At 71.7% G+C, this 21,696-nt stretch carries 27 protein-coding genes, 1 tRNA gene and 3 pseudogenes; 19 read left to right on the top strand and 12 right to left on the bottom strand.

Annotation, left to right across the window (positions count from 1 at the left end):
- Positions 1 to 2 precede the first annotated feature (2 nt).
- The 19 genes and pseudogenes from G7075_RS13635 (at position 3) to G7075_RS13545 (ending at position 13,448) form a co-directional block, all read left to right on the top strand.
- On the top strand, positions 3 to 434 hold the full coding sequence (locus G7075_RS13635) for a flagellar hook assembly protein FlgD (RefSeq protein WP_166122566.1): 432 nt from the start codon (positions 3 to 5) through the stop codon (positions 432 to 434).
- A gap of 63 nt (positions 435 to 497) precedes the next feature.
- Positions 498 to 1,724, top strand: coding sequence for a flagellar hook protein FlgE (locus G7075_RS13630; protein WP_166122564.1), 1,227 nt, complete (start codon positions 498 to 500; stop codon positions 1,722 to 1,724).
- Positions 1,725 to 1,837: 113 nt separating this feature from the next.
- Positions 1,838 to 2,218 (top strand): flagellar FlbD family protein, encoded by a 381-nt coding sequence (locus G7075_RS13625; protein WP_240917619.1) that lies wholly within the window; start codon positions 1,838 to 1,840, stop codon positions 2,216 to 2,218.
- A 1-nt stretch (position 2,219) separates the two neighbouring features.
- Positions 2,220 to 2,987 (top strand): motility protein A, encoded by a 768-nt coding sequence (locus tag G7075_RS13620; RefSeq protein WP_166122562.1) that lies wholly within the window; start codon positions 2,220 to 2,222, stop codon positions 2,985 to 2,987.
- Positions 2,984 to 3,124: pseudogene (locus G7075_RS22895) on the top strand (flagellar motor protein MotB); the annotation flags it as partial. The gene G7075_RS13620 and the pseudogene G7075_RS22895, both read left to right, overlap by 4 nt.
- A 509-nt stretch (positions 3,125 to 3,633) precedes the next feature.
- Positions 3,634 to 3,888, top strand: coding sequence for an OmpA family protein (locus G7075_RS22890; RefSeq protein ID WP_166124389.1), 255 nt, complete (start codon positions 3,634 to 3,636; stop codon positions 3,886 to 3,888).
- Positions 3,885 to 4,346, top strand: a complete 462-nt coding sequence (gene fliL, locus G7075_RS13605) for a flagellar basal body-associated protein FliL (RefSeq protein ID WP_166122560.1) — start codon at positions 3,885 to 3,887, stop codon at positions 4,344 to 4,346. Before G7075_RS22890 ends, fliL begins: the two co-directional genes overlap by 4 nt.
- A gap of 207 nt (positions 4,347 to 4,553) precedes the next feature.
- Complete coding sequence (locus G7075_RS13600; protein WP_166122558.1) at positions 4,554 to 5,429, top strand: flagellar motor switch protein FliM; 876 nt, start codon at positions 4,554 to 4,556, stop codon at positions 5,427 to 5,429.
- A 22-nt stretch (positions 5,430 to 5,451) separates the two neighbouring features.
- A complete protein-coding gene (fliN, locus tag G7075_RS13595) occupies positions 5,452 to 5,892 on the top strand; it encodes a flagellar motor switch protein FliN (RefSeq protein WP_166122556.1) in 441 nt (146 codons plus the stop codon).
- Positions 5,892 to 6,509, top strand: a complete 618-nt coding sequence (locus G7075_RS13590) for a flagellar biosynthetic protein FliO (protein WP_166122554.1) — start codon at positions 5,892 to 5,894, stop codon at positions 6,507 to 6,509. Before fliN ends, G7075_RS13590 begins: the two co-directional genes overlap by 1 nt.
- Positions 6,502 to 7,305: a flagellar type III secretion system pore protein FliP gene (gene fliP, locus G7075_RS13585; protein WP_371814075.1), complete on the top strand. Its 804-nt coding sequence runs from the start codon at positions 6,502 to 6,504 to the stop codon at positions 7,303 to 7,305. The genes G7075_RS13590 and fliP overlap by 8 nt, the downstream gene beginning before the upstream one ends.
- Before the next feature lie 10 nt (positions 7,306 to 7,315).
- Positions 7,316 to 7,585: a flagellar biosynthesis protein FliQ gene (fliQ, locus tag G7075_RS13580; protein ID WP_166122550.1), complete on the top strand. Its 270-nt coding sequence runs from the start codon at positions 7,316 to 7,318 to the stop codon at positions 7,583 to 7,585.
- Entirely contained in the window at positions 7,585 to 8,364 is a 780-nt protein-coding gene (locus tag G7075_RS13575; protein WP_166122548.1) for a flagellar biosynthetic protein FliR, read from the top strand. The genes fliQ and G7075_RS13575 overlap by 1 nt, the downstream gene beginning before the upstream one ends.
- A gap of 7 nt (positions 8,365 to 8,371) precedes the next feature.
- A pseudogene (locus tag G7075_RS22075) lies at positions 8,372 to 8,848 on the top strand (EscU/YscU/HrcU family type III secretion system export apparatus switch protein); the annotation flags it as partial.
- A gap of 38 nt (positions 8,849 to 8,886) precedes the next feature.
- Positions 8,887 to 9,480, top strand: a complete 594-nt coding sequence (locus tag G7075_RS22070) for an EscU/YscU/HrcU family type III secretion system export apparatus switch protein (RefSeq protein WP_256378029.1) — start codon at positions 8,887 to 8,889, stop codon at positions 9,478 to 9,480.
- Between the two features lie 171 nt (positions 9,481 to 9,651).
- Complete coding sequence (flhA, locus tag G7075_RS13560; protein WP_166122544.1) at positions 9,652 to 11,736, top strand: flagellar biosynthesis protein FlhA; 2,085 nt, start codon at positions 9,652 to 9,654, stop codon at positions 11,734 to 11,736.
- A 1-nt stretch (position 11,737) separates the two neighbouring features.
- On the top strand, positions 11,738 to 12,028 hold the full coding sequence (locus G7075_RS13555) for a hypothetical protein (RefSeq protein WP_166122542.1): 291 nt from the start codon (positions 11,738 to 11,740) through the stop codon (positions 12,026 to 12,028).
- A gap of 60 nt (positions 12,029 to 12,088) precedes the next feature.
- Positions 12,089 to 12,161 (top strand) — tRNA-Thr (locus tag G7075_RS13550).
- Positions 12,162 to 12,401: 240 nt separating this feature from the next.
- Positions 12,402 to 13,448 (top strand): site-specific integrase, encoded by a 1,047-nt coding sequence (locus G7075_RS13545; RefSeq protein WP_240917617.1) that lies wholly within the window; start codon positions 12,402 to 12,404, stop codon positions 13,446 to 13,448.
- A gap of 9 nt (positions 13,449 to 13,457) precedes the next feature.
- Here G7075_RS13545 and G7075_RS13540 read toward each other — a convergent pair whose 3' ends face one another.
- From G7075_RS13540 to G7075_RS13485, 12 genes and pseudogenes are all read right to left on the bottom strand, one after another.
- On the bottom strand, positions 13,458 to 13,646 hold the full coding sequence (locus G7075_RS13540; protein ID WP_166122538.1) for a helix-turn-helix domain-containing protein: 189 nt from the start codon (positions 13,644 to 13,646) through the stop codon (positions 13,458 to 13,460).
- Positions 13,647 to 13,829: 183 nt separating this feature from the next.
- Complete coding sequence (locus G7075_RS13535; RefSeq protein ID WP_166122536.1) at positions 13,830 to 14,111, bottom strand: hypothetical protein; 282 nt, start codon at positions 14,109 to 14,111, stop codon at positions 13,830 to 13,832.
- Between the two features lie 107 nt (positions 14,112 to 14,218).
- Positions 14,219 to 14,530 carry a hypothetical protein gene (locus G7075_RS13530; protein ID WP_166122534.1) on the bottom strand — a complete coding sequence of 104 codons (312 nt, stop codon included), beginning with the start codon at positions 14,528 to 14,530 and terminating at the stop codon, positions 14,219 to 14,221.
- A gap of 2 nt (positions 14,531 to 14,532) precedes the next feature.
- Entirely contained in the window at positions 14,533 to 14,847 is a 315-nt protein-coding gene (locus tag G7075_RS13525) for a hypothetical protein (RefSeq protein ID WP_166122532.1), read from the bottom strand.
- A 94-nt stretch (positions 14,848 to 14,941) separates the two neighbouring features.
- Complete coding sequence (locus tag G7075_RS13520; RefSeq protein WP_166122530.1) at positions 14,942 to 15,163, bottom strand: hypothetical protein; 222 nt, start codon at positions 15,161 to 15,163, stop codon at positions 14,942 to 14,944.
- Between the two features lie 753 nt (positions 15,164 to 15,916).
- Positions 15,917 to 16,543, bottom strand: a complete 627-nt coding sequence (locus G7075_RS13515; protein ID WP_205860507.1) for a DUF4396 domain-containing protein — start codon at positions 16,541 to 16,543, stop codon at positions 15,917 to 15,919.
- Positions 16,544 to 16,613: 70 nt separating this feature from the next.
- Positions 16,614 to 16,922: a metal-sensitive transcriptional regulator gene (locus G7075_RS13510; RefSeq protein WP_166124387.1), complete on the bottom strand. Its 309-nt coding sequence runs from the start codon at positions 16,920 to 16,922 to the stop codon at positions 16,614 to 16,616.
- 30 nt (positions 16,923 to 16,952) lie between these two features.
- Positions 16,953 to 19,196 (bottom strand): annotated as a pseudogene (locus G7075_RS13505) (heavy metal translocating P-type ATPase); the annotation flags it as partial.
- Positions 19,193 to 19,375 (bottom strand): hypothetical protein, encoded by a 183-nt coding sequence (locus G7075_RS13500; protein ID WP_166122528.1) that lies wholly within the window; start codon positions 19,373 to 19,375, stop codon positions 19,193 to 19,195. The pseudogene G7075_RS13505 and the gene G7075_RS13500, both read right to left, overlap by 4 nt.
- Complete coding sequence (locus G7075_RS13495; RefSeq protein ID WP_166122527.1) at positions 19,372 to 19,581, bottom strand: heavy-metal-associated domain-containing protein; 210 nt, start codon at positions 19,579 to 19,581, stop codon at positions 19,372 to 19,374. The genes G7075_RS13500 and G7075_RS13495 overlap by 4 nt, the downstream gene beginning before the upstream one ends.
- A 276-nt stretch (positions 19,582 to 19,857) precedes the next feature.
- The gene (locus tag G7075_RS13490) at positions 19,858 to 20,973 is read right to left on the bottom strand and encodes a cell wall metabolism sensor histidine kinase WalK (RefSeq protein ID WP_166122525.1); all 1,116 of its coding nucleotides are present in this window, start codon (positions 20,971 to 20,973) and stop codon (positions 19,858 to 19,860) included.
- On the bottom strand, positions 20,970 to 21,695 hold the full coding sequence (locus G7075_RS13485) for a response regulator transcription factor (RefSeq protein ID WP_166122523.1): 726 nt from the start codon (positions 21,693 to 21,695) through the stop codon (positions 20,970 to 20,972). The genes G7075_RS13490 and G7075_RS13485 overlap by 4 nt, the downstream gene beginning before the upstream one ends.
- Position 21,696 lies beyond the last annotated feature (1 nt).

Genomic DNA, 21,696 nt, shown 5'->3' with positions numbered 1-21,696 from the left:
CGATGACCACGATCAACACCGGCGCCACCGCGGCGGCGGCCGCGGCAGCGAGCGCCGCCGCCGCCCCCACCTCGACGGGAGGCTCGGCGATCGGCACGGACGCCTTCCTCAAGCTGCTCGTCGCCCAGCTGAGGTACCAGGACCCGAGCAAGCCGATGGACAGCGCGGCCTTCATGGCCCAGACCGCGCAGATGCAGATGGTCGAGAGCGTCAACCAGCTCGTCACCCAGAACGCGGCGATCATCGGCAACCAGAACAGCATGAGCGCCCTGTCCCTCGTCGGGCAGGACGTCACCTGGACCGTCGACGGCGTCACGAAGACCGGCACGGTCACCGGCGTCAAGCTCGATGCCACCGGCCCGCGGCTCGTCGTCGGCAAGGACGAGGTCTCCCTCTCCGTCGTCTCCCGCGTCAGCCAGCACGGCGCGGCCTGACCTCCGCCCCACGGCACCCCGCACCCACCAGACCCTCGAACCCCTCACCCCGAAGGACCCACCATGCTCCGTTCGCTCTTCTCCGCCGTCACCGGCATGCGTAGCCACCAGACCGCGATGGACGTCATCGGCAACAACATCGCCAACGTCAACACCGCGGGCTTCAAGTCGAGCCAGACCCAGTTCCAGGACACCCTCAGCCAGGCGCTGCGGGCCGGCGGCGGCGGGGTCAACCCGGCCCAGGTCGGCCTCGGAGTGCAGGTCGCCGGCATCGCGACGAACTTCAGCCAGGGCAGCGCGCAGACGACCAACCGCCCGAGCGACCTGATGATCTCCGGCGACGGCTTCTTCGTCGTCCAGCAGGCCGGCGGCAACGTCTACTCCCGCGCCGGCGCCTTCTCGCTCGACGGCCAGGGCAACCTCACCTCGCCGAGCGGCGGTGTGGTGCAGGGCTGGCTGGCCGTCGACGGCGTCATCAACACGGGGACCTCGATGACCGGCCTGCGCGTCCCGACCGGCCTCATCATGGCCCCGACGCCGAGCTCGTCGGTCGACGCCGGCGGCAACCTGTCGGCCGACGCCGCCATCGGCGCCACGGTCGTCAACGGCATCGACGTCTTCGACCAGACCGGCCGCAGCATCCCGGTCACCCTCACCTACACGAAGACCGGCACGGACACCTGGACCGCCGCCGCCACCGTCACCGGCTCGGGCGGCGCGACGACCACCGTCGGCTCGGCCACCCTGGCGTGGAACTCGACGACGATGGCCTTCACGCCCGGCTCGGTCGCGATGACCAACGCCTCCCTCGCCGCGGCCGGGTTCGTCTTCCCGGGCGACGTGTCGATCAACCTCGCCGGCGACGGCACCCCGCTCACCCAGTACGCCGGGGCGAGCACCGCCACACTGCGCGGCCAGGACGGCTCCGCGGCCGGCCAGCTGCAGAGCTGGGGCGTCGGCGCCGACGGCGTCATCACCGGCTCGTTCTCCAACGGGCGCACCCAGTCCCTCGGGCAGGTGGCCCTGGCCTACTTCGGCAACCCCGAGGGCCTCGAGAAGGCCGGCGACTCCTCCTTCCGCGCCTCGGCCGCCTCGGGCCAGCCGGCCATCGGCGTGCCGGGCACCGGCGGGCGCGGCTCGATCGCGGCCGGCCGGCTCGAGATGAGCAACGTCGACCTCGCCCAGGAGTTCACCAACCTCGTGATGATCCAGCGCGGCTTCCAGGCCAACTCGCGCGTCGTCAGCGCCTCCGACGAGATCCTCCAGGACCTCGTCAACCTCAAGCGCTGACCGGAGCAGAACCCATGTCCGACGAGCCCACGGGCCCGCCCCCCACCGGGGCGGGCCCGTGCCCGCCTGCCGCCGGCCCGGGACCGGGCGACGCGGTGGGGGAGGGGGCCGTCGTGGCGGCCGTCGGGCTCGCCGTGGGCCTCAAGTCCTGGGCCCGCCTGCCGATGAGTACCTCGACACGTCACGGACGGCGTGCGCAGATCACCCAGGACGGACCCGACCCCATGATCATCCTCACCCGCCGCAACGGCACGCGCTTCGGGCTCAACCCCGACCTCATCGAGCGCGTCGACGAGACGCCCGACACGGTCGTCCTCCTCGTCACGGGGTCCCGCTACGTCGTGCAGGAGAGCCTGGACGACGTCGTCGCGCTCATGCGCGACGCCCGCGCATCCGTCCTCACCGCCGCCGAGGAGTCCGGGACCGGCCAGCCCGGGTCCCGCCCGAGCGCCGGCCGCGCCGCCCTCCGGGCCGTCCGGGGCATGGAGGACTGACATGGAGCTCGCGACCATCGGCGGGGTCGTCCTCGTCTTCGGTGCGGTCTTCGCCTCCCTCGTCATGGAGGGGGCCTCGCCCACCTCGATCATCCTGATCCCCCCGATCATCCTCGTCTTCGTCGGCAGCATCGGCGCCGCCGTCTCCGGTGGCTACCTCTCCGACGTCATGGTCATCGTCAAGCAGCTCATGAAGGCCTTCACCGCCAAGGCCCCGAAGAGCGACGAGGCCGTCGCCGAGCTCATCGCCCTGGCCGACATCGCCCGCCGCGAGGGCCTGCTCGCCCTCGAGGAGAAGGCCCGCAGCGCCGAGGACCCGTTCCTGCGCGAGGGCCTGGAGATGACCGTCGACGGCACCGACGCCGACGAGATCTACGACGTCCTCGCCGCCCGGATCAAGACCCGGAAGAAGACCGACCACCTCGGCATCAAGTTCTTCGCCGACATGGGCGGCTACGCCCCGACGATCGGCATCATCGGCACCGTCATCGGCCTCATCCACGTGCTGTCCAACCTCGACAAGCCCGAGGAGCTCGGCCACCTCATCGCCGGCGCGTTCGTCGCGACGCTCTGGGGCGTCATGAGCGCCAACGTCATGTGGCTCCCGTTCTCCAGCAAGCTCAAGCGGATCAGCGAGGCCGAGGTCGCGCACCTCGAGATGGTCCTCGAGGGCGTCATGTCCATCCAGGCCGGCACCAGCCCCCGCGTCGTCGAGAAGCGGCTGCGCGCCGTCATCGCCGGTGACGCCCCGCTCGAGGACGCGGCGTGAGCGGCCCCGGCCCCTCGGGCCGGCGACGCCAGCACGAGGAGGAGCACGAGGGCGGGCACGAGAACGCCGAGCGCTGGCTGCTCAGCTACGCCGACATGATCACGCTGCTCATGGCCCTGTTCATCGTCCTCTTCGCGATCAGCCAGGTGGACCAGCAGAAGCTGCTCGCCCTCTCCTCGGGCCTCCAGCAGGACTTCGGCGCCCCGGCCATCACCAACCACACCCAGGGCATCCTCGACGGCACCTCGGTCGACTCCGCCATCCAGGCCATCGCCCCCGTCGCGCCCCAGGTGACCAGCGACATCGTCACCCAGCCGACGACCCGGGCCTCGGGTGGCACGGGGTCGGGCAGCGGCGACAAGACCGCCCGCGACCAGCTGACGGAGGTGCGCACCAAGCTGACCAAGGCGCTGAGCGCCAAGGGCCTGCAGGACGCGGTGCACTTCGAGCTGCGCGACGACGGGCTCGTCGTCGACATCGTCTCCGACCGGGTGCTCTTCGACGCCGGTGAGGCGAGCCTGATGCCGGAGGGCCGCAAGGTCCTCTCGGCGGTGGCGCCGACGCTGCGCTCGCTGGAGAACCAGCTGACCGTCGAGGGCCACACCGACAACGTCCCGGCCGGGGGCTCTACCGCTCCAACTGGGAGCTGTCGACCGCCCGCGCGACGACCGTCCTGCAGTTCCTCCTCTCCCAGCACGTCGCCGGCTCGCGCCTCTCGGCCGCCGGGTACGCCGACCAGCGACCGCTGGCCACCAACGACACGACGAGCGGCCGGGCCCGCAACCGCCGCGTGGCCGTCGTCGTCCACTCCACCGACCCCTCGACGTCGGTCGCGGCCAGCGTCTCCTCCACGTCCACCCCGTCCACGCAGTCCGCGTCCCCCTCAGGAGGCTCCCGATGAGCACCGCCACCGCTGCCGCGCCCGCCGCGCACGCCGAGCCGGCCAAGAAGAAGAAGCCGCTGCTGCTCGTCATCGTCGTCGTGCTCGCCTTGGCGGGCGGGGGCGGCTGGTACTTCCTCAAGGGCTCCTCCGGCGACGCCGCGGCCGAGCCGGTCGTCGAGAGCGGCCCCGTGGTCGACCTCGACGCGATGACCCTCAACCTCTCCGACGGGCGCTACCTGAAGATCGGGCTCTCCCTCGAGGTGACCGAGGAGGCCAACGCGGCCGCCGGCAGCGACGGCGTCAACGGGGCCAAGGCGCGCGACGCCGCGATCAGCATCCTCGGGCAGCACACCTACGACCAGATGCTCGTGCCGAAGCAGCGGGCCGCCGCGATCTCCGCCCTGACCACCGAGGTCGAGAAGCGCTACGACGGCGACGTCATCGACGTCTACGTCACCGAGTTCGTCATGCAGTAGCGAGCCCCGCCCGGTGGTGGGCGGGGCCCCGGTTCCGCCACCAGGAAGCCTTCCTGGCGGGGTGGTGGGGGTGGGAGCCCCGGTTCCGCCACCAGGAGGCCTTCCTGGCGGCCGGGTGGGGGTGGCCGGCATCGGCCGAACGGCCCGACCCGGCGCCGACCGGTCCCGGGCCCTTCAGTCCCCGTCGGTGGTGCCGATGGGGAGGGCGTGAGTGTGGAGCCCGCTGCGTACGACTTCCGCAGCCCGGACCGCCTCTCCCGCCAGCGGGAGCAGGCGCTGCAGGTCGTCGCCGAGACCTATGCACGACGGGTCTCGACCGTGCTCTCGACGGGCCTCCGCACCATCGTCACCGCCCGGGTGGCCGGCCTCGGCCAGCGCACGTACGGCGAGTTCCTCGACGCTCTCGCGCGTCCGAGCGTCCTCGGTGCACTGTCCGTCGAGGGCCTCCCGGGCGGTGGCCACCTCCAGCTCGGCCTCGGCGACACGATGGGCTTCCTCGACCGGATGCTCGGCGGGACCGGCACCGGTGCCCAGCCCGAGCGGCCGCTGACCGAGATCGAGGCCGCGCTCGCCGAGCAGCTCGTCGGCCAGCTCGCGGCCGAGCTGCCCTTCGCCTTCTCCGTCGTCGGCGACCTGCCCGTCGCCCCGACCGGCCTCGAGACCACGACCCGCTTCCACCAGGTCGCCCGCGTCACCGACCCGGTCGTGACCATCGAGGTCGAGGTCACCGTCTTCGAGCGCCCCGTGCCGCTCACCGTCTGCCTGACGCTCAGCACCCTCACCCCGCTGCTCACGACCCTCGACCGGGTCGCGGAGGACGACGACGCCGCCGCCGGCGAGCGCACCGCCCAGACCCGCCGCGTCGTCACCGACCGGCTCTCCCAGGTCGAGGTCGACGTCCAGGTCGCCTTCCGCGAGGTCACGCTCACCTCCGGCGAGGTCTTCGCCCTGACCGTCGGCGACCTCGTGCCGCTGCGCCACCGGGTCCACGACCCGCTCGTCGTCTCGACGGGCGGCGTCCGCGTCGCCCGCGCCACCCCCGGAAGCCACGGCCGGCGCCTCGCCGTCCAGATCGTCCCCTGACCCCCCGACGCAAGGACCCGACATGACCTTCCCCGACGCCCCGCAGGACCCGTTCGCGAGCGGCACCGACTTCGCCGCCGCGGCGCCCGTCGCGCCCACGGTGCCGGTCACGTCCGCCGTGCCGGTCACGTCCGCCGTGCCCGCGTCCCCCGTCCCCGCCGCACCCGTCCCGGCCGCCGCCGTGCCGCCCGCCGCCGTGGACCCGCGACGCCTGCACCTGCTGCGCGAGGTCGAGCTGGGCATCAGCGTCGAGCTGGGCCGCAGCCGGATGACGGTCCGCGAGGTGCTCGCCCTGGCACCCGGCGCCGTCGTCGAGCTCGACCGCCCGGCCGGCAGCCCCGTCGACGTCCTCGTCAACGGCACCCTCATGGCCCGTGGCGAGGTCGTCGTCGTCGACGACGAGTACGCGGTCCGGATCACCGAGGTCGTCAGCTCCGACCCGGCCGTGGGGCTCGGCGCCTGATGGACGGATCCACCGTGCTCGCGGTGCTGAGGCTGCTCGTCTCCCTCGGCGTCGTGCTCACCCTCCTCGTGATGCTCGCCCGCTGGGCGCGCAAGCGGGGCGTCGGCGGCACCGTCGGCGGGCGCACCGGGGTCGAGGTCGAGCTGCTGTCGCGGCGCGCCCTGAGCCGCGGGTCCGCGCTCCACGTCGTCCGGGTCGGCGAGCAGGTGCTCGTACTCGGCGTCACCGACCAGCAGGTCTCGGTGCTGCGCGAGCTCGACCCCGTGCCCGCGGTCGCCGCCGTGCCGGCCGTCGCCGCCGTCCCCGGTGACGACGACGAGGACGGTCCGGGCCCGGCTCCCGAGCGCGACTTCGCCAGCGTCCTCGCGGCCCGCTCCGCCGCCGAGCCGCACGCCGCCCTGGCCCTCGTGCCGACGACCCGCGCCGAGCGCCGGGCCATCGAGCGCCGGCACCCCTCGCGGCTGCGCCTGCCCGCCGTGTCGCACACCGGCACCCACGCCGGTGCGCACGCCGGTACCGCACAGCACGGTGGGTCACCGACCACCCCGGTCCCGACCGGCTGGCCCTGGAACGCGGCCACCCTCGTCGTCGGCGCCATCAAGGGTGGTCGTGCCTAGTCCCCTCGCGCCGGTCCGCCGGCTGCGCCACCTCGCGCTCCTCGCCGGGGTCCTCCTCCTCACCGTCGGCCCGGGTGCCGCGGTCGCGTCCGCCGCGCCGTCGCCGACCCCCAGCCCCTCGGCCTCCACGCCGGGCACGGTCTCGGTGAACATCGACCCCGCCGCCGCGGCCCCGAGCCAGACCGTGACGATCATCGTCCTGCTCACGGTGCTGTCGCTGGCCCCGGCACTGCTCGTGCTCACGACGGCCTTCACCAAGGTCATCGTCGTGCTGTCGCTGACCCGCAACGCCCTCGGCACCCAGACCATCCCGCCGAACCAGGTGCTCGTCGGGCTCGCGCTCTTCCTCAGCATGTTCATCATGGCGCCGGTGCTGTCGCAGATGAACGACCAGGGCGTCCAGCCCTACCTCAAGGGCGAGATCAGCCAGTCGGTCGCCGTCGAGCGCACCGTCGAGCCGCTGCGCGACTTCATGGGCAAGCAGACCCGGCCGGCCGAGCTCGCGACGATGGTCAAGCTGAGCGGCGAGGAGAAGCCCGCGTCGATCGACGACGTGCCGCTGACCACGCTCGTGCCGGCCTTCGTCCTCTCGGAGCTGAAGTCGGCGTTCATCATCGGGTTCGTCGTCTTCGTGCCGTTCCTCGTCATCGACGTCGTCGTCAGCTCGGTGCTCATGTCGATGGGCATGATGATGCTGCCGCCCGCGCTCATCTCGCTGCCCTTCAAGCTCCTGCTCTTCGTCATGGTCGACGGCTGGGGCCTCATCGTCACCGCCCTCGTCCAGAGCTACCGGTGAGGAGGCCGACATGACCGACGCGGACATCGTGCACATCGGGGTGCAGGCGATGATCGTCAGCGCCAAGCTCGCCCTGCCCGTGCTGCTCACGGCGCTGGCCATCGGGTTCGTCATCTCCCTGTTCCAGGCCGTCACGCAGGTGCAGGAGGTGACCCTCAGCTTCGTCCCGAAGCTGCTCGGGGTCGCCGTCGTGCTCGTCGTCGCGGGTCACTGGATGCTCGCCGAGATCGTGGCCTTCACCCGCAGCATGTTCGCGATGCTGCCCCAGCTGCTCGCCTGATGACCATCTCGCTCGCCGCGGACTCCTTCGTCACGATGCTGCTCGCGACGGTGCGGCTCTCGGCGTTCTTCCTCCTCGCACCGCCGTTCAGCAGCAAGGCGGTCCCGGTGCGGGTCAAGGCCGGGCTCGCGGTCGCGCTGGCCCTGGCCGTGCTGCCCTCGCTGCGCGGCCAGGCCACCCCCGCCCTCGAGCTGCTGCCGCTCGCGGGGGCGGCGCTCTACCAGGCGGCGGTCGGGGCCGTGATGGGCTTCGTCGTGCTCGCCGCGTTCGCCGTGGTCCAGGCCGCCGGCGAACTGCTCGACCTCGCGAGCGGCTTCACCCTCGCGAGCCTCTACGACCCGCTGTCCAACGTCTCGGCGAGCATGTTCGGGCGGATCCAGCAGCTGCTGGCCATCACGATGCTCTTCGCCGCCGGCGGGCACCTGTTCCTCGTGCGCGGGCTGATCTCGACGTTCAGTGTCGTTCCGCTGCACCCGATGTCGCTCGGCGACCTCGCCCGGTTGGTCACCCACGACGTCGGCACCTTCCTCGGTGGCGCGCTGCAGGTGGCGGCCCCCGTGCTCGTCGTCCTGTTCCTCTCCGAGGTGGCCCTCGGGCTCATCTCGCGCGCGGTGCCCACCCTCAACATCTTCGCGATCAGCTTCCCCGTGAAGATCGTCCTCGCGATCAGCTTCGCCGGGATCGCCTTCGCGATGCTGCCCGGCGTCGTCAGCGGGCTGCTCGACCAGGCCGGCCGGGACATGACGTCGGTGGCCCGGATGATGGGGGCGGCGGGGTGAGGGCGGCGTGAGCGACAAGGCGTCGAAGACCGAGAAGCCGACCCAGCAGAAGCTCAAGAAGGCCCGCCGGGACGGACAGGTCCCGCGCACCGCCGAGCTGAGCGCGTGGGTGGCGGTGCTCCTCGCGTCGCTGCTGCTGCCGCGGCTGGCCGCCGGGCTCGGCGAGCTGATGGCCGACCTGCTCCAGGGCGTGCGCGAGGTGGTCATCGACCCGCGCCCCGAGCAGGGCATCGCGGTGATGCGCCAGGCGGGGGTCGACGCGCTGTGGCTCATGGCCCCGTTCTTCGGCGTGATGGTCGCCGCCGCCCTCGTGAGCAACGGGGCGCAGGGCGGCCTACGGGTCTTCCCCGGCAAATTCAAGCCGAACTTCAAGGTGCTCAACCCGGGCAAGGGCCTCAAGCAGCTCGTGTCCGCGCACTCGGCCTGGACCTTCGCCAAGACGATGCTCAAGTTCGTCGTGTTCGGCTGGATCGGCTACACCCAGCTGCGCGACGTCGCCGTGCTCATGACGAGCGGGGGGTCGTGGTCGCTCGGGCCGCGGCGTCAGCGGCCGTCGGTGCCGCCCTCCACGTCCTCCAGGTCGTCGCCGGTGTCGGGCTGGTGCTCGCCGCCGCCGACTACGCGGCCGAGCGCCGGCGGATCGGCACCTCGCTGAAGATGTCGATGGACGAGGTCAAGCGCGAGCACAAGCAGACCGACGGCGACCCGTTCGTCAAGGGGATGATCCGCGGCAAGCAGCGGCAGATGAGCCGCAACCGCATGCTCGCCGACCTCTCCTCGGCCGACGTCGTGCTCGTCAACCCGACGCACGTGGCCGTCGCCCTGAAGTACGAGCCGGGCCGTGGTGCGCCCCGGGTCGTCGCCCGCGGCGCCGGGGCGGCGGCGACCCGCATCCGCGAGGAGGCGGCCGAGCTGCGACTGCCGATGGTCGAGGACATCCCGTTGGCGCGCACCGTCTTCCGGCTCTGCGGCATCGGGGAGGAGATCCCGTCGGAGCTGTTCGACGCGGTCGCCGGGGTGTTCGTCTTCGTCGTCGGGCTCAAGCGGCGCGGCATCGTCAGCGGCATCCACCGCAACCCCTCGGCCGGACGGGAGCGCGTCGGTGTCGCCGTCTGACCGCGCGCTCGCTCCCGGCGACCTTCCTGCGAACGTGTGTGAAGACCGTCGGCACCCCGACGGTCTTCACACACGTTCGCGGGGGAGAAGCGCTCAGGTCCGGTGTGCGCCTGCCGATGAGGGACCCGAGATGACTGACCCGACCCCTGCCCCGACCCCTGGCGAGGTGCGATGAAGAAGGCCCGCTCGGCGCGGCTGAGCCAGATCGGCATCCCCGGCGCCGTCGTCGCGGTCGTCGTGCTCATGGTCGTGCCGGTGCCGAGCATGGTCCTCGACCTGCTGCTCGCGCTGAACCTCACGCTCTCGGTGCTCGTGCTGCTCGTCGCGCTGCGGGTCACCCGGCCGCTCGACTTCGCCGTCTTCCCGTCGCTGCTGCTCGTCGCGACCCTGTTCCGGCTGGCGCTCAACGTCAGCGCGACCCGCCTCGTGCTCGTCGACGGGTTCGCGGGCAAGGTCATCGAGGCGTTCGGTCACGTCGTCGTCGGCAGCTCGATCGTCGTCGGCCTCGTCATCTTCCTCATCCTCATCGTCATCCAGTTCGTCGTCATCACCAACGGCGCCGGCCGCGTCGCCGAGGTCGCCGCCCGGTTCACCCTCGACGCGATGCCCGGCAAGCAGATGGCCATCGACGCCGACCTCAACTCGGGGCTCATCGACGAGGACCAGGCGCGCCAGCGGCGGGCCGATGTCGCGGCCGAGGCCGACTTCTACGGCGCGATGGACGGTGCCTCGAAGTTCGTCAAGGGCGACGCGATCGCCGCCATCGTCATCACGCTCGTCAACCTCATCGGCGGCCTCGTCATCGGCGTCGCGCAGAACGGCCAGTCGATCGGCGACGCCGTGAGCACCTACAGCCTGCTCTCGGTCGGTGACGGGCTCGTGTCGCAGATCCCGGCCCTGCTGCTCTCGATGTCGACCGGCATCATCGTCACGCGCGCCGCGACCGACCGCGACATGGGCGGCGACATCCTCCACCAGTTCGGCGCCCAGCGCGGGGCGATCCAGCTGGCCGGCGTCGTCATCATGGCGCTGGCCCTCGTGCCGTCGCTGCCGAAGCTGCCGTTCCTCCTCGTCGGCGGCGGCGCTCTCGTCCTGGCCCGCTCGATGCCGAAGCTCGAGGAGCGCGAGGCGGCCCGCAAGGCGCAGGAGGCGGTCGAGGCCAAGCAGTCCGAGCCGTCGCCCGACAGCCCCGAGGTGCTCGCCCAGGACATCCGCGTCGAGCCGCTCGAGCTCGAGCTGGCCTTCGACCTCATCAGCCTCGTCGACACCGACAACGGCGGCGACCTGCTCGGTCGGGTCAAGGCACTGCGCCGCAAGCTGGCCATGGAGCTCGGCATCGTCATCCCGCTCGTGCGCACCCGCGACAACCTCGACCTGCCCTCGCACACCTACGCGATCCGCGTCCACGGCGTCGAGGTCGCGCGGGCCGAGGCTCCGGGCGGCCACGTGCTCGTCATCGGCGACGCGATCAACCACCTCGACGGGACGCCCACCCGCGAGCCGGTCTTCGGGCTCGAGGCGAAGTGGGTCGCGGCCCACCTGCGCGGCCGGGCCGAGGCGCTCGACGGCACGGTCGTCGACCGCTCCTCGGTCATCACGACGCACCTCGCCGAGACCGTGCGCCGCCACGCCGCCGACCTGCTCGGGCGCGAGGACGTCAAGCTGCTCGTCGACGCTGTCCGTGCCACGCACCCGCAGGTCGTCGACGAGCTGACCCCCTCGCCGCTCTCGCTCGGTGAGGTGCAGCGCTGCCTCAAGGGCCTGCTCGCCGAGGGCGTCGCCATCCGCGACCTGGTTCGCATCTTCGAGGCGATCTCGTTGCGCGCCAGGGTCTCCACCGACCCCGACGGCCTCGTCGAGGCGGCACGCCTGGCGCTCGGTCCGGCCATCGCGGCCTCGCACGCCGTGGGCGGCGAGCTGCACGTGCTGACCTTCGAGCCGCGCCTGGAGCAGCGGCTCCTCGAGGCGCTGCGGCCCTCGGAGGCCGGGGTGCAGCTGGCCCTCGACCCGTTCCTCGCGGAGCAGGTCGTCACCGAGGCGGCCCGGGTGTCGCGGGTGGTGGAGGAGCGGGGCGTCCAGCCGGTGCTCGTCTGCGCGCAGCCGCTGCGCCGACCCGTCCGCCGGCTCGTGGAGTCGACCGCGCCGCAGCTCGCGGTGCTGGCCTACCAGGAGCTCGGTGGGCACCTGCAGCTGACGACGGCCGGTGTGGTCGACGTCGAACCGGCCGGCGTCGTCCCCGTCCAGGCGGTGGGGTGACGTGGCGAGCCGGGGCCGCCGCGTCGCCCACTCGCCCGAGCGCTTCGGCTTCGGTGCGCTGTTCGGGGTGCTGATGTTCGTGCCGGCGGGGCTGCTCGTCTACCGCGGCAACCTCTCGGTCGAGGACGCCGTGCTGCGCTTCGGGCTGGCCTGGACGGTGGCCGTCATGGGCGTGGGCGTGGTCGCCTCGGTGCTGCACGGGTCGCCGGGGGGTCCGGTGCGACCGCGTGCCGCGGCGCCGGCCCGACCCGCCGAGGCGTCCGGACCGGCGGAGGAGTCGCCGGCTCCCTGAGCTGCCGGTGGGGCTGCCCGTCCCGGCTAGAGTGTGTCGCCGCCGGTCGCTGGCCGGCCCGCTGGCGTGGCGCAACCGGTAGCGCACCTGTCTTGTAAACAGGGGGTTGGGGGTTCGAGTCCCCCCGCCAGCTCCGTCTCATGACCTTGTCGTATGCCCTCTCACCTGCAAAAATGCCTCTAAGGACGCTCTCTAGCGAGCGGACAGAGGTGGTCACGGATGGACGGCACGAGCCGTGGATATGGCACGCAGATGGCACGCGGGCGGCACGGTTCGCCGCTGAGGTTCGGGTCGGGGCGTGGCCGGGCGTAGCGGCCGCCGAGGCTTCGGGCGCATCCGCAGGCTGCCCTCGGGGCGGTGGCAGGCGAGCTACGTGGCCCCCGACCTGCGTCGGCTCAATGCCCCGATGACCTTCCTCTCCAAGGGCGACGCCGAAGGCTGGCTCGGCCTCGAACGGCAGCGCATCATCCTGGGGGAGTGGAAACGTCCCGAGCCGCCGACGCCCGCACCATCGGTCGTGACCTTCGCCGGCTACTCGGCCTCATGGGTCGCCACTCGAGGCCTCAAGCCGAAGACGCGTGAGGGCTACGAGCACCTCCTCGCGCGCTATCTCCTCCCGACCTTCGGTGAGCAGCCGCTGGTCGCCGTGACTCCCGCTGACGTACGCGCATGGTGGGGCGAGATGGACCCGAGCACACCGACCATCCGCGCCCGGTCCTATGCGCTGCTCAAGGCGATCCTCAACACCGCGCTGTCGGATGACCTGATCACGACCAACCCGTGCCGCATCCGCGGTGCGTCGAACACGACGCGGGCCCGTGAGGTGCGGCCGGCAACGGTCGAGGAGATCGCGGCGGTCGTCGAGGCGATGCCCGAGCAGTACCGCGCTCTGGTCCTGCTTGCAGCATGGTGTGCGCTCCGCGCGGGTGAGTTGTTGGAGCTCCGCCGCCGGGACGTCGACCTCCAGACTGGGACGGTGCGGGTGGAGCGTGCCGTGTCGCAGGTTCGAGGTCGCGCGGTCATCGGCACACCGAAGTCGGCAGCGGGGACGCGGACGGTCGCCATCCCACCGCACGTCCTGCCGGCGATCGCTCATCATCTCGACACCTTCACCGGTGTGGATGCGGATGCCCTGCTCTTCCCCGGCGCAGATGGGGTGTCGAGTCTCCAGCCATCGACTCTGTACAAGCCGTGGCGGGCTGCTCGTGAGGCGGCCGGCCGCCCGGACCTCCGGCTCCATGACCTCCGCCACACCGGAGCCACCATGGCCGCGATGGCCGGAGCGACCCTGGCTGAGCTCCAGCAGCGCCTCGGCCACAGCAGCGTCAACGCGTCGTTGCGCTACCAGCATGCGGCGCAGGGCCGTGACCGACAGATCGCCGACGCGTTGTCCCGGATGTCCACTCCTACAGGTGAATAGCGGACTTGGTCATCGACCGTTCGGGACTCGAACCATCATGCGGTCCACGTCGTCCGGGTCCAGCCGCAACAGGCGCCCGCACCGGTAGGCCGTCAGGTCGCCAGCCGAGATGTGACGGCGGAGTGTGCGAGTGCTGATCCCGGTCCGCTCAGCGGCCTGGGCGAGCGACTCGTAGGAACGTCGTGCAGTCGTGGTCATGTCTGCCACCTCCTGCCCCCAAGGCCCAGGCGCGGCTCCCTCGGGGACGCTGAACCTGTCAGCGATCCCGGGATCCGCAACCACGCCCTCCCGAGATGCGCTGTGTATCGAGTCTCCGCGCGGCGTCATCGCTGAGCGTGACGGAGCGGCGGTGGCGCACCCTGTGCGGCATGAGCGGACGTGTCAGAGGTCAGGGTCGTAGACGACTTCGAACGTGTCATAGACCTCGGCCTGAAGCTCACGTGCCAGCCGCTGGCCCCGTTCGGCCCAGTCAGTTGGCACGTGGCCTCCGCGCTTCATCCGCGTGCCCTTGGGCGTAGTCGCGTCGAACTCCTTGGCCCAGCGGTCGAGCTCGGCCTTCAGGCGGGGGCTGAGCGGCAGGTCGTCAATAGGAACGTTGCCGTTGACGGTCCACAACGGGCTCGCGCCGTAGTCAGCGACCAAACGCAGTTCCGGCCTGGACATGTCGTGCCTCCGATCTTCGGAGCCAAACATCGCACGTCGAGCGAACATGTTGCTGCTGGTTGTCAGGCATCCGCGAGGCGGCATGAGCGGTCACTTGCTTGGGCGGTTTAGCCTGCGGCGACCTGCTTAAGCGCTTGTCGCAGGTCGCGCAGCGCCGGGATGCCTCGCAGTCCTTCTGGGGTGGAGTAGAGCCGACAGGACAGCGCCACCGGCGCGTCGGGCCGCGCGAACGGATCGACGCCGTTGAGCAGGATTGTCGGGGAGCCCGAGAAGCCACGCTGCTGCGCGTCGCCGAGGCTGGCGATGACGGTGCGGGTAATCGTGGCCCGCACCCGAGTGTCTGCCACGGCGGTCCTGATCAACTCGGCGGCGGCGTCGTCGTTGGGGCAGTCCGGGATGACCAGCAGTTCGATGTCCATGGCTAGGGAAGGTACTTGCCGAGCCAGCGGAGCTTGCCACCCATGAGCTTGTTGTGGTGCCACCCTCGGCGTATGACCTCAGCGCGGAGGTTGCGGAACTGATCCCGCGCGAATGCGGCCGGCCCGTGCTTGCCCACGTCCTCGATCTCCCAGGCCTGCTGGTGCACAAAATGGGCGCACTGCAAGCAGAGGTGCACCTCTGGGTGGTCGCCCAGATGAACCATTCGATCTGGTGAGTCGGTGGAGCCGCAGCACCAGCACCACACGCGCCCCTCGTCGTTTAGGTCAACGGCGGTGACGATGGGCTCGGCGCTCATGGGCCCAGTCTGCGCGCCCGCATCGCCTTGTCGGAAGGGCTCGCGGTGCACATGCTGTCATCGGCATGAGCGACCGTTTCCGACGCCGTGTGGGTCACCGACATCGGCGGTTGAATGCGTCGACGAGTGTGGTCATTGCGGCGGTCAACGAGGCGAGGTCGCGGTCGTAGATCCGACCGGTGTCGAGCCTGAGCGAGAGCTCGGACAGGATCGAGGCGTAGTCCGAGAATGCCCGCAGGCGGCCCTCCGCAGTCACCTCCACTCGCACCTGCTCGATCACGCGTTGGGTCTTGACGACTTCGACGACGCGCTCCACGACCTCCATGGCACAAAGCCCGGAGGCGGCCGCGCGGCGTTGCTCCCAGGCGCGGTGCCGGCAGGCGTCGGAGCACCACTTGGGGACTCGACCGCGGGCTGGGGCGGGAGAGGTAGCGCCGCACCAGAGGCAGCGGATCACCTCCGGGCGTTCGTTGGCCTTGCGGCCAGCCGGCGCATGCGACCTCGGCGACGCCGTCGCATCACGTGCCGACGCCGTCTGTTCCTCGCCGAGGTCCAAGACTGTCAGCTGGTCGAGCCCCCCGCGTCCAGGGGCAGGATTCGACTCTCCGGCAGGCGCTGTCGTTGTCACGACATCGAAGGCTTGTTCCTCCCTCCTCCAGGGACATCTCGGGAGTCGTGACAACGACTGAGCCGGCCGGCAATGCAAGAGGTGTGCAGTTGATGGGTGGTTGGGGTCATGCCTCGGTCGTGGACAGGCCTTCGAGCTCGGGGGTGGCTGTCGCGGTCGGGTCGCGTGTTGGTGTCCGTGGGGAGGTGGTCGAGCAGGCCTCTGGGGCGCAGTTCAAGCCCGTCGGTCGTCGCACTGGAGGTCGCCGACGCTTGCCTGGGGGGCTCCAGAAGCCGGGGGCCGGAGGACAGACGAATGGATGCGCTGTGGAACGCCGGCGGTACGCACGGCGGCCACGTCGAGCGCCCTCGTTGCCCTGGCTCCTTGGGCGACATGGACAAAGGCGTAGGAGATCCGTTCCCGTGGTTCCTCGGTCAGCGTGATCACGTCCGCTCGAGGGCCTCAGGTGCTGAGGCTGTCGGCGATGGAGACCACCAGGCCGCCGAGCATGAATGCGGTCAGGGTGGCGATGAGGGCGCCGGTGCCGAGCGTGGGGATGAGGCGCCGTGCTCCTTGGGAGGGTGCGGCGTCGTGGTACCCGTGGGTGAGGGCGTGGCCCTTGCCGCGCTTGAGCAGGTAGGCGTTGACGGGGTAGGCGGCGAAGAAGGCGACGGCGAGGGAGATGGCCATGCCGACCCAGAAGACGATGTTGACCAGGCCGGCGGTCATGGCGCCGGGGATGAGGGTCATGACGACGTTGTCGGTGACCTCCATGGTCGCGATGGAGACCGTGTCGGCGGCGAGCACGACGCGCAGGGCGGTTCCGACGGCGAGCCCGGCCTTGAGCAGGGGGAGGGTGGAGAGGGTGTAGCCGAAGAGGAAGGCCAGGGCGATGGAGATGACGATGGTGCTCGCGTTGCCGAGCCCGGCGGCGGTGCCGATGATGAGGCCGGCGATCTCGCCGATGGCGCAGCCGGTCAAGCAGTGCAGGGTGGCGCTGACGGCCATACGGGCCACGCCGCCGGTGGCGTGACCGCCGTGTTGGTCGCGGTCGCTGTGGGTGGGGGCGTGCTCGGCGTGGCCGGCCATGGGTCCTCCCGGGGATGAGTGGGTGGGGCGTGCCCCGCGAGTGCGTCGGCACGCGTGGGGTCAGGCGTGGTCAGGAGCGCACGAGGCGGCGGATGGCGTCGGAGGCTTCCTTGAGTTTGGCGGTGCCCTGGTCCTCGCCGGCGCGGACGGCGTCCAGGACGCAGTGGGCGAGGTGGTCGTCCATGAGGCCGAGGGCGACGCCTTCCAGGGCCCGGTTGAGGGCGCTGATCTGGGTGAGGATGTCGATGCAGTACTGCTCCTGATCGATCATCCGGGCGACGCCTCGGGCCTGACCCTCGATGCGGCGCATCCGGTTGAGGTAGCCGTCCTTCTCGCTGATGTAGCCGTGGTGGTGCTCGGGGTTGGTGGGCTCAGGCATGGGGGTCCTCGGGGTGTGGTTTGGCTGAGTGGTGGTGCCGGTGAAGGCGCGCAGGCGCAGGCTGTTGCCGACGACGAAGACGCTGGAGAAGGCCATGGCAGCGCCGGCGAGCATCGGGTTGAGCAAACCGAGCGCGGCCAGGGGAGGGCGGCCACGTTGTAGGCGAACGCCCAGAACAGGTTGGTCTTGATGGTGCGCAGGGTGGCGCGGGAGAGGCGGATCGCATCGACGGCGGAGCGCAGGTCTCCGCGCACGAGGGTGATGTCGGAGGCTTCGATGGCGACGTCGGTGCCGGTGCCCATGGCCAGGCCGAGGTCGGCGAGGGCGAGGGCGGGAGCGTCGTTGACGCCGTCGCCGACCATGGCGACCGTCCGGCCCTCCGCCTGGAGGCGGGACACGACCTGGGCCTTGTCCTGGGGCATCACGTCGGCGATGACCTGCTCGATGCCGACCTGGGCGGCGATGTGCCGGGCGACGGCCTCGTTGTCGCCGGTGAGGAGCATCGGGGTCAGGCCTATGGCGCGCAGCTCGCGGACCGCCTCGGCACTGGTGGGCTTGACGGTGTCCGCGACGACGAGCACGGCGCGCGGCTGCCCGTCCCAGCCGACGGCGACGACCGTCTTGCCCTCGGACTCGGCGCGCGACTTGGCCTGCAGGAGAGCGGGGGAGAGGTGCTGTGACCAGTCGGCGAGCAAGGAGGGGCGCCCGACGACGACGGCGTGGCCGTCGATGACGCCCTGGACCCCGCGACCTTCGAGGTTGGCGAAGTCCTCGGGCGTCGGGAGGGGCCCGGTCTCGTCGGCGGCGGCGCGGGCTACCGCTTGGGCGATGGGGTGCTCGGAGGCAGCCTCGAGCGCTCCGGCGAGCCGCATCACCTGAGGCCGGTCCTCGCCGCGCTCGGTGACGACGTCGGTGAGGGTCATCCGGCCGGTGGTGACGGTGCCGGTCTTGTCAAGCACCACGGTGTCGATGGTGCGCGTGGACTCCAGGACCTCGGGGCCCTTGATGAGGATGCCGAGCTGGGCTCCGCGACCGGTTCCGACGAGCAGCGCGGTGGGGGTGGCCAGGCCGAGGGCGCAGGGGCAGGCGATGACCAGGACCGCGACGGCGGCGGTGAAGGCCGCGGAGACGGGGAAGCCCGCGCCGAGCCAGGCGCCGAGGGTCGCGGCGGCGATGGCGATGACGACGGGGACGAAGACGCCCGAGATGCGGTCGGCCAGGCGCTGCACGGCGGCCTTGCCGGTCTGCGCCTCCTCGACGAGCCGGGCCATCTGGGCCAGCTGGGTGTCGGCGCCGACCCGGGTGGCGCGTACGACGAGACGGCCGCCGGCGTTGACGGTGGCGCCGGCGACGGCGTCGCCGACCGTGACCTCGACCGGCACCGACTCGCCGGTGAGCATGGAGGCGTCGACGGCGGAGGTCCCGGCGACGACGACGCCGTCGGTGGCGATCTTCTCCCCGGGGCGCACGACGAACTCCTGGCCCGCAATGAGCTGCTCGACCGGGATCTTGGTCTCGACGCTGTCGCGCAGGAGGGAGACCTCCTTGGCGCCCATCTCCAGCAGGGCGCGCAGGGCGGCGCCGGCCTGGCGCTTGGAGCGCTTCTCGAAGTAGCGCCCGGCGAGGATGAACAGGGTCACGCCGGCGCCGACCTCGAGGTAGATGTTGGCGGCGCCGTCCGAGGGGGCGATGGTCAGCTCGAACGGGTGGGTCATGCCCGGTGTGCCGGCGGTGCCGAGGAAGAGGGCGTAGAGGGACCACAGGAACGCGGCGAGGGTCCCCATCGAGATGAGGGTGTCCATGGTGGCGCTGCCGTGGCGCAGGTTCGCCCACGCGGCGCGGTGGAACGGCCACGCGGCCCAGAGAATGACAGGCGCCGCCAGGGTGAGGCTGGCCCATTGCCAGTACGTGAACTGCAGCGCGGGGACCATCGACATCGCGATGACCGGGACCGACAGGGTAGCGGCGCCGATCAGCCTCTGCCGCAGCCCGGCCAGCTCGGGGTCGGGTGCGTCCTCGCTCGGCGGGCCCGTGGGGGAGCCGGCGTCGGCAGGGCCGCGGTGTAGCCGGTCTTCTCGATCTCGGCGACGAGTGCGGCGGGGTCGTAGCCCTCGGGGTGGTGACGGTGGCCTTCTCGGTGGCGTAGTTGACGCTGGCCTGGACGCCGTCGAGCTTGTTCAGCTTGCGCTCGATCCGGTTGGCGCAGGAGGCGCAGGTCATGCCGCCGATCTGCAGCTCGATGGCCTGGCCTGTCCCGGGTGTGGTGGTGCTCATCGCTCGGACCCTCCGTGCGGGTGCGGTGTGGTGGAGGCGGGGGTGTGGGGCGTTTGTCCCTGGTGCTCCCAGCGGGTCACCACCGCCTGCGGCACGAGTGTGCCGGCGGCGGTGAAGGAGGCGACGAAGACCAGGGCCAGGGCGGCCCCGAAGAGCGCCAGACGGGTGGCGGCGCTCATCGGGCTGGCACGGCGGTGTACCCGGCTTCCTCCACGGCGGCCAGCACCTGCGCCTCGTCGACCTGGTCACCGCCGACCAGGAGCCGCCCGGACGAGGCGTCGACCTCGAGGACCTCGACGCCTGGGAGCTCGCTGACCTCTTCGCGGACGGACATCTCGCAGTGCCCGCAGGTCATGCCGGTGACTCGGAACTCGGTCGTGCTCATGGTGTCAACCTTTCGTTCTGATACCCCTACCGGGTACCTGTACACATCAACGTATGCCCCTAGGGGTACTTCGCAAGTGGGTGTCGTCCTACAGGTTCGGCACAGGCGAGAGCAGCACGCCGCGGTGTCCAGCGCACGACCGACGTGCCCTTCCCGTCGGACCACGCGACGATGACCGCCGCCGCCGTCGGTCTGCTGACCGCGCTCACGGGCTGGCTGCGCCGTTGTCCGGTCGTGCGGACGGTCTCGGGCTCCGTCGCGAACGGCCGACCGCGGTCAGGCGCGCGGCAGTCGAAGCGCGAAGGTGGCTCCGGTGCCTGCGCCCTGGCTGCGCGCGGTCAGGGTGCCGCCGTGGGCCTCGGCGATGGCGCGGCTGATCGTCAGGCCGATGCCCGAGCCGCCCCCGTCGGCGGTGGTGCGGGAGGAGTCGGCCCGGTAGAAGCGCTCGAAGACGTGGGGCAGGTGCTCGGGGGTGATGCCCTCGCCGTCGTCCACGACGTGCAGGACCGCGTGGGTTCCGTCCTGCGCGGTGCGCACGGTGACGGTGCCCCCGGCCGACGTGTGCCGCAGGGCGTTGCGCAGGAGGTTCGTCAGGACCTGACCGAGGCGCTCGGGGTCGGCGTCGATGATGACCGCCGCAGCCGCGGGGTCGGTCCGCAGAGTGACCCCGCGAGTCTCGAAGGCTGCTGTCTCCGTGGCCACGACGTCGTCGACCAACCCACCGAGGTCGACTCGGACGGGGTGCAGCTCGAGGCGGCCCTCCTGTGCGCGGCTGACCGCGCCGAGGTCGTCGGCGAGGCGGCGCAGGCGGTGGGTGCTCGAGCGCAGCACCGCGAAGGTCGTGGCGTCCGGGACGATCACGCCGTCCTCGAGCGCCTCGAGGTGGGCCTCGACGGTGGCCAGCGGGGTGCGCAGCTCGTGGCCGAGATCGCTGAGCATCCGGCGGCGGGTGCCCTCGACCTGCTCCAGGCGCGCGCCGAGCTCGTTGATGGTGCTCGACATCCGGTCCAGCTCGACCCCGAGGCCGGAGGCCGGGACGCGCACGTCGTAGCGCCCGGCGGCGACGTCGGCGGCGGCGTCGACGACGCGGCGAGTCGAGCGCTGGACCCGGCGGGTGAACCACACGCTGACGGCCAGCGCGGCGCCGACGGAGACCAGCAGGGCGACGCCCATCGCCACCAGGAGCGCGTCGCGGAAGGCCATCTCGAGGTGGTAGGTCTCCGAGCTGCTCGGGTCGGTGCCGGCCTCGAGGAGGTGCTGGTGGAAGAGCCCCGGGCCCACGAGGGAGGCCACGAGATAGGCGGTGACGGCGCCCGCGACGAGCAGCAGCGCCTGGGTGAGGAGCAGCCGCGCTCCGAAGCCGCGCGTTGCGCGAGGACGCGTGCGGCTCATGCGCCGGGGCCCATCCGGTAGCCGACCCCGCGCACGGTCCTCACGAAGACCGGGTCGGTGGCGTCGTCGCCGAGCTTGCGCCGCAGGTGCCCGACGTGGACGTCAACGAGGTGCTCGTCGCCGACCCACTCCGGTCCCCACACGGCGTCGATGAGCTGGCGCCGGGAGAACGCCATCCGCGGGTTGCCGGCGAGGGCTGCGAGAACGTCGAACTCGGTGCGCGTCAGGTGGACCGGTTCCTGGTCAAGCCACACCTCGCGGCCGACCGGGTCGACGGCGAGCCGGCCGACGGTCAGGGCGTGGTCGGTGGGCTCGGGGTGCGTGGGTCGGCGGGGGCGGCGGAACATCACCTGGATGCGGGCGACGAGCTCGCGAGGAGAGAACGGCTTGGTCAGGTAGTCGTCGGCGCCGACGGACAGGCCGATGAGGGTGTCGACCTCGTCATCGCGCGCGGTGACCATGACGACGTAGGCGTCGGAGAAGGTCCGCAGCTGCCGGCAGACCTCGATGCCGTCCAAGCCGGGCAGGCCGAGGTCGAGCACGACGACGTCGGGGTCGACCTCGCGGGCGGCCTCCAAGCCGGCCGGGCCGTCGTGGACGACGTGCGCCTCCATCCCGGCGCGCTCGAGGTAGCTGCCGATCAGGCGCGCCATGTGGACCTCGTCCTCAACCACCAGCGCGCGGACCCCCGGGGTGGTCGGGGAGGTCGGGACGCTCTGCATG

This window comes from Phycicoccus sp. HDW14 (assembly GCF_011383005.1).
In the GTDB taxonomy this organism is placed as follows: Bacteria; Actinomycetota; Actinomycetes; order Actinomycetales; family Dermatophilaceae; genus Phycicoccus.
This window is presented reverse-complemented; position numbering and strand designations above follow the sequence as displayed.